Genomic DNA, 9,809 nt, shown 5'->3' with positions numbered 1-9,809 from the left:
GCCGCTTCCTTCCGAAGAGAGACTCTGCGATGCGAGGGCGGCAGACCCCACCACCCGCAGGTATCTATCCTGAAAGAGAGCGTATTAGCTTGAACAGGAGAAAATTCCGAAAAACGACCCCTGAATCGATTCATCGCGCATAGATCGGCTCAGGAAGTGCGCTCGCTTGACATTCGACAGACCGCCTCGACTCGCGCGAACCCTTCGCTGTTGCGGCACCCGACTGATGCCGAGCTGATGGAGAGCTTTCGATGCGGCTAGTTCGGTCGAAGTGGCTCCGGCCTCGAATCAGGCGACCAGCACGAAAAAAAGATCGAAGTCCTTAAGAATAAAATCTGCGCTCCGCAACCCCAGCCGCGACCGCAAATGCAATGAAACCGAAAGCGAAACGCATGCGGATGAAGTGCCTTTGAAAGCCACTGCACGGCGACCCATCCCGGATTTCAATTGATCGTTCAATCAACTTAAAACCTTGTCGCTCGGACCTCGCAGCGTCGAGTTGTCGCATCTGCGCAAGTGCTCGTCGCAATTGCTACGTTGATCCGTTTTTTGCCAAACGACTATTGACCGTGGGATGTGCGTGCTCCCCGCCTTTCTTTCCGCAAGCCCCGCCACAAGGGGTGCCGGGCATGGAAGCAGGGGCGGGCACGCGTCTTGCGCTGGTCAGCCCGCAGTTTGTCCGCGAGTTTGCCGCCATCCCTTCCACGCCGAACCGATCGACGCTGTGCAATCTCGAGGAGACGAAGATGTGCCGATTCCAGACCCTGCAGGCCTGTGCGTTACTGTTTGCCGCCGCTGCCTGCTCCAGCGCCTATGCGGCGGATCCCGCCGAATGCAAGGCGGTGCGTTTTGCCGACGTCGGCTGGACCGACATCGCTGCGACCACGGGCGTTGCGTCCACCATACTGAGCGGACTCGGCTACGAGCCCACGAAGACCATTGCCTCGGTGCCCATTACGTTCGCGGGCCTGAAGAGCAAGCAGATTGACGTGTTCCTCGGCTACTGGTCGCCGACGATGGACCCGATGATCGAGCCGTTCACGAAATCGGGCTCGATCAAGGTGTTGCCGACCCCCAATCTCATCGGCGCGAAATATACGCTCGCGGTGCCCGACTACGTGTACCAGGGTGGCCTGCACTCGTTCCAGGACATTGCGAAGTACGCGGACAAATTGCAGGGCAAGATCTACGGCATCGAACCCGGCAACGACGGCAACCAGCTGATTCAGAAGATGATCAGCTCGAACCAGTATGGCCTCGGCAAATTCAAGCTCGTGGAGTCGAGCGAGGCCGGCATGCTGGTGCAGGTGAACCGCGCCGAGCGCGACAAGCAGTGGATCGTGTTCCTCGGCTGGGAGCCGCATCCGATGAACGTGCAGATGAAGATCGACTACCTCTCGGGTGGCGACGACGTCTTCGGACCCAATTACGGCGCGGCGAAGGTCTTGACCGCGGAACCGCCTGATTACGGCGCACGCTGCCCGAACGTCGCGAAGTTCGTCTCCAACCTGCAGTTCACGACCGCCATCGAGAACCATTTGATGGTGCCCATTGCCGCCAAGGAAGACCCCAACAAGGCGGCCGCCGACTGGCTCAAGGCCAATCCGCAGATGCTCGACAAGTGGCTCGCCGGGGTGACGACCCTCGACGGCAAGCCGGGCCTGCCTGCCGTGCGCGCGTATCTGGGCGTGCATTGACCCGCCTTGTATGACTTGCCGTGGCCGCCGTTCGCACCCTCTTGCGGACGGCCGGGGCGCCCGGGGCGAACTGTGTGTATGCACGGCACGTCCTTGGCGATCCCTGAAGGCCCCAATTGGCACGGCAATTTTGGTTGATTAGCGTTAGACCTCAGGAGGAATTGGATGGAGCAAGCTGGAATACGTACGCGGGGTGCCGAAGATGTTGGCGCCCGAGGCGACCATGGCCACGCGTTGCAGCGTGGCCTCACCTGGAAAGACGCATTTTGGGTCACGAGCGGCGTACCGGCGGGTGTGCTTTTCACGATCGGCGGCGTATGCGCCACGATAGGCCAGCCGGCGTGGGCCATCTGGATCGCATCGATCACGATGGGCCTCATGCAGAGTGCCACCTATGCCGAGATTTCCGGCCTTTTCCCGCACAAATCGGGGGGCGCGTCGGTCTATGGCGCGATCGGCTGGGTGCGCTACGGCAAGATGATTGCGCCGGTCTCCGTGTGGTGCAACTGGCTCGCCTGGTCGCCCATGCTCGCGCTCGGCTGCGGGCTGGCCGCGAATTACGCGCTCGCCACGCTGTTTTCGCCCGATGCGGCCATCCTGCAATGGCACTGGACGCTGGCGAACCTGGATTTCATCAAGCCCGGGCTCACGCTGCGCATCAACGCCACCTTCATGATTGCAGCGGCGTTCCTGCTCATCACGTTCCGGCTTCAACATAGCGGTGCATCGAAGGCCGCGAAAACGCAGAAGATTCTTGGCATCGCCTCGCTCACGCCGCTACTGATCGTCGGTCTCGTGCCGTTCTTCACCGGCGACGTGCCCGCGAAGCATCTCTTTCCGCTGCTGCCGCTCGGCCACGACGCGCAGGGCAATTTGAGCGCGTCGCGCTTCGGCGCATGGAACGGCCAGGGTGTGGTGATGGCGCTGGGCGCCATGTTCATGGCGGGCTGGGCCTCGTACGGCTTCGAGACCGCCGTTTGCTACACGCGCGAGTTCCGCGATCCGCGCCGCGACACCGCACGCGCGATCTTCTGGTCGGGCGCGCTCTGCCTCGTCGTGATGACGCTCGTGCCGCTCGCCTTCCAGGGATCGCTCGGCATGCAGGCGATGCTCGATCCGCGCATTGGCGACGGCACCGGCGTTGGCATGGCGATGGCGTCCATCGTGGGTGGCGGCGCATGGGTCGGCAACGCCGTGGTCGTGATGCTGATGCTCTCGATTCTGCTGATCGTGATGACTTCGATGATGGGGTCCTCGCGCACGCTCTATCAGGCTTCGGTGGACGGCTGGCTGCCGCGCTATCTCTCGCGCGTGAACGAGCACGGCGCCCCTACCGCGGCCATGTGGACCGATCTGGGCTTCAACCTCGTGCTGCTGGCGATGTCCGACTACATGACGGTGCTGTCCATCTCGAACGTGTGCTACATGCTGTTCGTGTTTCTCAACTTGCAGTCGGGCTGGATTCATCGCATGGATCGGCCGTCGTGGGACCGGCCGTTCAGGTGCCCGACGTGGCTGCTCGCGCTCGGCGCGCTGTGCGGTTACGCGAATCTCGTGTTCGTTGGCGCGGGTGCGAATCAGCAAGGCGCGAATACGCTGCGCGATGGCTTGATCGCGATGCTGCTGATCGTGCCGGTGTTCGCTTATCGCCATTACTGGCAGGATCGTGGTCACTTTCCCGCGGGCAGCGCGCTCGATATGGAGGTGAAGATTCCTGTGCGCAGCAAGTGGCGCGATATGTTGCCTTATGCCGCGTTGATTGCGGCGGCGCTGACGATTGCGATTTCGTATCGGTTGGCTGCGGCGGTGTAGTGGGGCGGGTTTAGTTCAGCTTTAAGTCGCACGGCGTCACGTTGGCATTCGGATTTCGGGTGCCGCGTGACGCCGTTTTGTTTCTAGTGCCAGGGGTGTGATTGCGATGGGTTGATCGCTTGGCGCTCAGATACCAACAACTTCCTTGTGCTTGCTCATGGCCCCAAATGCTGTCCTCGGGCAAATTTGCTCGAATTTCGCAAATTTGCTAATATCGAAACAGCATGTGGACGATCACGTACTACAGCGAGCGCGTAAAGACCGAGGTTTTCTCGCTACCGATGGGTATTCTCGCCGGCTACTTACGGCTGCTCGGCGTCATGGAGAAGTTCGGTGCCGATCTGCGGATGCCGCATTCGCGCGCTATGGGGGGGGATTGTTTGAACTTCGTCCGCGTGGTCATGAAGGCATCGGGCGAGTTTTCTATTGCACACAGATGGGCCAGCGCATCGTCATCCTGCATTCGTTCATCAAGAAAACGCAGGAAACACCGGTTGCCGAGTTGCGTATTGCCCGCAAACGCTTGAAGGAGGTTTTGGACAATGGCTAAGGCGAGGGTGAAGCGCGAACTCGAGGATCGGTACAATCCCGTTCCACATACGAAAGCCGATATTGATCGGATGATGCGGGATCCGGAGTTCAGGGCTGCGTACGAGGCATTGGAAGAAGAGTTCGTGGCGCTGGACACGCTACTCACTGCTCGCAAGGAAGCGGGCCTTACGCAGGCACAGGTCGCCGAGCGTATGGGCACCACCACCTCCGCCGTATCCCGCCTGGAATCGTCGCTCGCGAGCGAAAAGCATTCGCCGTCTCTGGCGACGCTGCGCAAGTACGCCGCGGCGTGCGGAAAATCCCTGAGGATTTCACTCGTATAAATGCTTGCGGGCCGGAATCGCCGCGCTTCGCGCTTCGATTCCGGCCCGCAATGGATACCCGATTATTCAGGTATCCGATGGACTGCCTTGATTACGATACCGCGTGCGCTTTCCGCTTCGCTCCGCTCGGCGTCGCCTTCATTCCCTTGCCCCCCGTTGGGCGCAGCGGTAAATCCCCGCCGCGCGCAGGCGCGCCATTGGCCACGTAATACTGCGCCGTCGAGCGCGCGAGCGGCTGGCGGCCGCGAATGCGGTCGGCAATCTTCTCGGCGAGCATGATCGTCGGCGCGTTGAGGTTGCCGGTGGTAATGAGCGGCATGATCGAGGCATCCACCACGCGCAGCCCGTCGATGCCGTGCACGCGGCCTTCCGCATCCACAACGGCCATGTCGTCGTAGCCCATCGCGCACGAGCACGAAGGGTGAAAGGCCGTCTCCGCACGGCCGCGCACGAAGGCGTCGATCTGCGCGTCGGTCTTGAGGTCGGCGCCGGGGTTCAGCTCGCGGCCCCGGTAACGGTCGAGCGCCGGCTGCGCGATGATCTCGCGCGTGATGCGGATGGCGTCGCGGAACTCGCGCCAGTCGAGCGCTTCGGACATGTAGTTGAAGAGAATCGACGGATGCTGGCGCGGATCGCGCGAGCGCAGCTTCACACGGCCACGGCTAGGCGAGCGCATCGAGCCGACATGCGCCTGAAAGCCATGCATCTTGATCGCGTTGCTGCCGTTGTAGTTGATCGCAACAGGCAGGAAGTGATACTGGATATTGGGCCACGGGTCGTCGTCGCGCGTGCGGATGAAGCCGCCCGCCTCGAAATGATTGCTCGCGCCCTTGCCGGTGCCGCGCAGCATCCATTCGAGGCCGATGGCGGGCTGATTGCGCTTGAGCAGGGCAGGATAGAGCGAAACGGGTTCCTTGCACTCGTACTGCATATACATCTCCAGGTGGTCCTGAAGATTTTGCCCCACGCCGGGCAAGTCGAGCACGACCGGAATGTCGAGCTCGCGCAGCCACGCGCCGGGGCCCACGCCCGAGCGCTGCAGCAGTTGCGGCGAGGCAATCGCGCCCGCGCACACCAGCACCTCGCGGCGCGCGTAGCGCTTCACCTGCGCATTGCCGTCGAGAAACACCACGCCGTTCGCGCGCTTGCCGCTGAACAGGATCCGGTCGGTGGTCGCATGCGTGACGATATCGAGGTTGGGCCGCTGCTTCGCCTGATCCAGGTAGCCGCGCGCGGTGCTCGCGCGCCGGCCCTTGGCCGTCACCGTGCGGTCCATCGGCCCGAAGCCTTCCTGGCGATAGCCGTTCAGATCGTCGGTGCGCGGGTAGCCCGCCTGCACGCCGGCCTCGACCATTGCCTCGAAAAGCGGGTTTACGCCGGGCTTGCTCGTCGTCACGTGCACGGGGCCTTCGCCGCCGTGATAGTCGTTTGCGCCCACGTCGCGCGTTTCCGCCTTGCGGAAGTAGGGCAGGCAATCCAGATAGCTCCAGTTCTCCAGCCCCTTTCGCTCGGCCCAGCCGTCATAGTCGAGCGCGTTGCCGCGGATATAGCACATGCCGTTGATGAGCGAGGAGCCGCCCAGCCCCTTGCCGCGCCCGCATTCCATGCGCCGGTTGTCCATGAACGGCTCGGGGTCGGTCTCGTAGGCCCAGTTGTAGCGGCGGCCCTGCAACGGATATGCGAGTGCGGCGGGCATCTGCGTGCGGAAGTCAAAGCGGTAGTCGGGACCGCCCGCTTCCAGCAGCAGGACCGTGACGTCGCGATCCTCGGTAAGCCGGGTGGCGAGCACATTGCCCGCCGATCCCGCGCCGATGATGATGTAGTCGTACTCTTGCGCTGCCATGCCGTGCTCCCTCAAATACCCTCAAAAGGCGGGCCGATACGGTCCCAGTTCGACCTGGACGGATTTGATGCGCGTGTAGTGCTCGAGCGTCGTGATACCGTTCTCGCGCCCCACGCCCGATTGCTTGTAGCCGCCCACGGGCATTTCGGCGGGCGATTCGCCCCAGGTGTTGATCCAGCAGATGCCCGCTTCTAGCCGGTGAATCACGCGATGTGCGCGCGACAGACTCTCGGTGACGACACCGGCGGCGAGACCATAGATCGTGTCGTTCGCGCGCGCGATGACTTCGGATTCCTCAGTGAAGGAAAGAATGCTCATGACCGGGCCGAAGATTTCCTCGCGCACGATCTTCATGTCGTCGCGGCAATCGGCGAACACGGTCGGCTGCACATACTGGCCGCGCGCAAATTCGCCTTCCACGAGGCGCGCGCCGCCCGCGATCAGCCGCGCGCCTTCGCGCTTGCCGCTCTCGATGTAGCCGAGCACCTTGTCGAGTTGTGCCGCGCTGGCGAGCGGGCCGAAGTTGGTGGCGGGGTCGCCGGGATGGCCGACGCGGATGCGTGCCACGCGTTCGATGACTTTCGCCTCGAACGCCGCGAGCAAGGATGCGTGCACGAAGACGCGCGTGCCGTTGGTGCAGACCTGGCCCGAGCTGAAGAAGTTGGCGGTGACCGCAATGTCGGCGGCGCGATCGAGATCGGCGTCTTCGAAAACGATCAGCGGTGACTTGCCGCCCAGCTCCATCGTCACTTCCTTCAGCGACGAGCCGCCGGCTGCGGCCATGACCTTCTTGCCCGTTTCCACGCCGCCGGTGAACGAGATTTTTTCGATGTCGGGACGCGTGCTGAGCATCGCGCCCACACGCGCATCGCCTTGCACGACGTTGAACACGCCCGGCGGCACGCCGGCCTCGAGATAGATTTCGGCGAGCTTCGAGGCCGACAGCGGCGTGACCTCGCTCGGCTTGAAGATCATGGCGTTGCCGGCGGCCAGCGCGGGCGCCGACTTCCAGCACGCGATCTGAATGGGGTAGTTCCACGCGCCGATGCCCGCGGTCACGCCCAGCGGCTCGCGGCGCGTATAGACGAACGAATCCTGGCGCAACGGAATTTGCTGGCCCTCGATGGCGGTGGCGAGACCGGCGTAGTACTCGATCACGTCGGCGCCCGTGACGATGTCCACGGCGCGCGTTTCGGCGATGGGCTTGCCGGTGTCGCGCGTTTCCAGCGCCGCCAGCTCGTCGTTGCGCGCGCGCAGCAGCTCCACGGCGCGGCGCAGGATGCGCGAGCGCTCCATGGCCGTCATGGCGGCCCACACGCGCTGGCCGGCGCGCGCGGATTGCACGGCGCGCTCGATGTCGGCGGCGCTGGCTTGCTGCACCGTCGCGAGCGTTTCGCCGGTGGCGGGGTCGCGCGTTTCGAAGGTCTCGCCGCTGGTGGCGTCGGTGAATGCGCCGTCAATGAAGAGGCGTTCGAGCGGATAAACAGACATGGTGGGTGACTCCAGGCTAGGCGGACTTGCCCGAGCGCGCCTTTGCGCGCGTTTCGAGCATGAGATCGATGTATTCGTTGGCGACGCGCAGGGCGGCCTTGGTGTCGAACGGCTCGCCGGTCAGCGTGCCGCGCAGCCACAGGCCGTCGATCATCGCGGCGAGTCCGCTGGCGGCGCGCCGCGAGGCCGCGTGCGGCAAGACCTTCTCGAACTCGGCGCACAGATTCGAATAGAGCCGGCGCGTATTTACACGCTGCAGGCGGCGCAGGGCGGGCTGATGCATGCTCTCGGCCCAGAACGCGAGCCAGGTCTTCATGACCGGCGTGTTCACCTGCGAAACGTCGAAATTCGCGGCGACGATGGCGCGCAAGCGCGAGCGCGGCTCGTCCTTGGCCGCCGCGCGGCGGCGCATGGTGGCCTCCCAGAGATCGCGCAGGATATGGCGCATGGTGGCCTCGAGCAGGCCGTCCTTGCCGCCGAAATAGTGACTGACGATTCCGGTAGAGATGTTCGCGTGCTGCGCGACCGTTGCAAGCGTCGTGCCCGACAGTCCGGACTGGTCGATCGATTGCAGGGTCGCATCAATAAGTTGCGCGCGACGGACGTCGCGCATTCCGATCTTGGGCATGGCGATTCTTCAAGGCGCAGCTGGAAGGCCCCCACTCTAGTCTTTTTTTATTGAACGATCAATCAATAAAAACGCCGATCTGGCGGGGCGGCGCTTTTCCCCAAGTATGCGTCGTGTGCGTACAAGTCGGCTGAGATTTGGATTTGTACGTTCTCACGATCCGCATAAGGCGTGCAGCGGGCTCACCGATTCGCACGCGATTTGTACGTCTCAGGGGACGTCTTTTATGCGGCCCATCAACCGTATCGCAAGGCAAGAGAGACCTAGACCATGAAGAAAGCGAAAGTGGCGGCACTGACTGGCATCGCACTCGCATTGACCGCGCTCTCCACCGAGAGCCAGGCTCAGAGCAGCGTGACGATGTACGGGATCATCGATGCGGGCGTCACCTACGTCACCAACGCGGGCGGCTCGCATCAGGTGAAGTTCGATGACGGTGTTTCGTATGCGAACCGCTGGGGCATCAAAGGCACCGAAGACCTTGGCGGCGGCAACAAGGCTATCTTCGAGCTGGAAAGCGGCTTTCATTTGGGTAATGGCGAAATCGCCAATGGCGGCTCGTTGTTTGGGCGTGTGGCTTATGTAGGTTTGCAGAATGATTGGGGCACGCTTACGTTCGGCAACCAGTCGGATATGACGCAGGACATGGTTTACCAGTACAACGTCACTGCGTGGGCGAGCGGCTACGCCATTAACCAGGGCGACTTCGACCGCATGAATGGCGACCATTTGCAGAATGCCGTGAAATTCACGTCGAATACGTATGGCGGGTTCCAGTTCGGTGGTATGTATTCGTTCAGCAATACCCCTGGCGAATTCCATACGGGTAGTGCCTGGAGTGTGGGCGCGCAATATCAGAACGGCGGGTTCTCGGCGGGCACGGCGTATACGCAGTTGAATAACCCGTCGGGTATTTATGCGTTCGATCCCTATGCGATGATCGGCGTGCATTCGTTCTTTGGTCAGCCTACCGTGAGCGTTGATCCCGCCACCGGCGCCGTTACCGATCTCTATGCGAACACGGCGTTTCCGGTGGACAAGCAAGGGGCGTTCGGTGTGGGTGCTAGTTATGTGATCGGCCCCGTTACGTTGATGGGCGACTTCACGTATACCCAGATCAAGGCGCTTGGACAGAGCGAGCATATGCAGGTGGCCGAAGGCGGCGCGGACTGGCAAGTCACGCCTGCCATTAACCTGATCGGCGGGTATCAGTACACGCATTTCGATGGGCATCATTGGAATCAGCTCTCGGCGGGCGTGCATTACTCGCTCTCGAAGCGTACCGAGGTCTATCTCTCGGGGGACTGGCTTCATGCTTCGCAGGGGGTGGATGCTGTGATTGGATATAGCTTCACGCCGTCGTCGACCACGACGCAGGCCGATGTGCGTATTGGTATGCGGCATTCGTTCTGATTTTGATTTGGGTGGGGATTTCTTGCCGGCGCGCCGGCGCGCTGGTTGGT

General features: G+C 62.5%; 8 protein-coding genes. 5 read left to right on the top strand and 3 right to left on the bottom strand.

What is annotated here, in order from left to right; all coding sequences use genetic code 11:
• Positions 1-746: 746 nt before the first annotated feature.
• The 4 genes from EYW47_RS38755 (at position 747) to EYW47_RS38740 (ending at position 4,384) form a co-directional block, all read left to right on the top strand.
• Positions 747-1,697 (top strand): choline ABC transporter substrate-binding protein, encoded by a 951-nt coding sequence (locus EYW47_RS38755; protein WP_133200095.1) that lies wholly within the window; start codon positions 747-749, stop codon positions 1,695-1,697.
• 165 nt (positions 1,698-1,862) lie between these two features.
• The gene (locus EYW47_RS38750) at positions 1,863-3,509 is read left to right on the top strand and encodes a trimethylamine N-oxide permease (protein ID WP_133200092.1); all 1,647 of its coding nucleotides are present in this window, start codon (positions 1,863-1,865) and stop codon (positions 3,507-3,509) included.
• A 157-nt stretch (positions 3,510-3,666) separates the two neighbouring features.
• Positions 3,667-4,059 (top strand): type II toxin-antitoxin system RelE/ParE family toxin, encoded by a 393-nt coding sequence (locus EYW47_RS38745; protein WP_133200091.1) that lies wholly within the window; start codon positions 3,667-3,669, stop codon positions 4,057-4,059.
• A 7-nt stretch (positions 4,060-4,066) separates the two neighbouring features.
• Positions 4,067-4,384 carry a helix-turn-helix domain-containing protein gene (locus EYW47_RS38740; RefSeq protein WP_165976808.1) on the top strand — a complete coding sequence of 106 codons (318 nt, stop codon included), beginning with the start codon at positions 4,067-4,069 and terminating at the stop codon, positions 4,382-4,384.
• A gap of 91 nt (positions 4,385-4,475) precedes the next feature.
• Here the strand turns inward: EYW47_RS38740 and betA are convergent, their stop codons facing one another.
• The 3 genes from betA to betI are packed head-to-tail and all read right to left on the bottom strand — an operon-like array spanning position 4,476 to position 8,346.
• On the bottom strand, positions 4,476-6,227 hold the full coding sequence (gene betA / locus EYW47_RS38735) for a choline dehydrogenase (RefSeq protein ID WP_240764112.1): 1,752 nt from the start codon (positions 6,225-6,227) through the stop codon (positions 4,476-4,478).
• A 21-nt stretch (positions 6,228-6,248) separates the two neighbouring features.
• Positions 6,249-7,718: a betaine-aldehyde dehydrogenase gene (betB, locus tag EYW47_RS38730; RefSeq protein ID WP_133200089.1), complete on the bottom strand. Its 1,470-nt coding sequence runs from the start codon at positions 7,716-7,718 to the stop codon at positions 6,249-6,251.
• Between the two features lie 16 nt (positions 7,719-7,734).
• The gene (betI, locus tag EYW47_RS38725) at positions 7,735-8,346 is read right to left on the bottom strand and encodes a transcriptional regulator BetI (protein WP_133200088.1); all 612 of its coding nucleotides are present in this window, start codon (positions 8,344-8,346) and stop codon (positions 7,735-7,737) included.
• A 270-nt stretch (positions 8,347-8,616) separates the two neighbouring features.
• Between betI and EYW47_RS38720 the strand changes: the two genes are divergently transcribed.
• On the top strand, positions 8,617-9,759 hold the full coding sequence (locus EYW47_RS38720; RefSeq protein ID WP_133200087.1) for a porin: 1,143 nt from the start codon (positions 8,617-8,619) through the stop codon (positions 9,757-9,759).
• Positions 9,760-9,809: the final 50 nt, after the last annotated feature.

It is taken from the genome of Paraburkholderia silviterrae, assembly GCF_004353915.1.
Taxonomy (GTDB): domain Bacteria; phylum Pseudomonadota; class Gammaproteobacteria; order Burkholderiales; family Burkholderiaceae; genus Paraburkholderia; species Paraburkholderia silviterrae.
This window is presented reverse-complemented; position numbering and strand designations above follow the sequence as displayed.

Bases quoted from the DNA above. Each gene is read 5' to 3' on its own strand.
- EYW47_RS38755 (WP_133200095.1), top strand. From the start codon at position 747: ATGTGCCGATTCCAGACCCTGCAGGCCTGTGCGTTACTGTTTGCCGCC.
- EYW47_RS38750 (WP_133200092.1), top strand. From the start codon at position 1,863: ATGGAGCAAGCTGGAATACGTACGCGGGGTGCCGAAGATGTTGGCGCC.
- EYW47_RS38745 (WP_133200091.1), top strand. From the start codon at position 3,667: ATGGCCCCAAATGCTGTCCTCGGGCAAATTTGCTCGAATTTCGCAAAT.
- betA (WP_240764112.1), bottom strand. From the start codon at position 6,227: ATGGCAGCGCAAGAGTACGACTACATCATCATCGGCGCGGGATCGGCG.
- betB (WP_133200089.1), bottom strand. From the start codon at position 7,718: ATGTCTGTTTATCCGCTCGAACGCCTCTTCATTGACGGCGCATTCACC.
- betI (WP_133200088.1), bottom strand. From the start codon at position 8,346: ATGCCCAAGATCGGAATGCGCGACGTCCGTCGCGCGCAACTTATTGAT.
- EYW47_RS38720 (WP_133200087.1), top strand. From the start codon at position 8,617: ATGAAGAAAGCGAAAGTGGCGGCACTGACTGGCATCGCACTCGCATTG.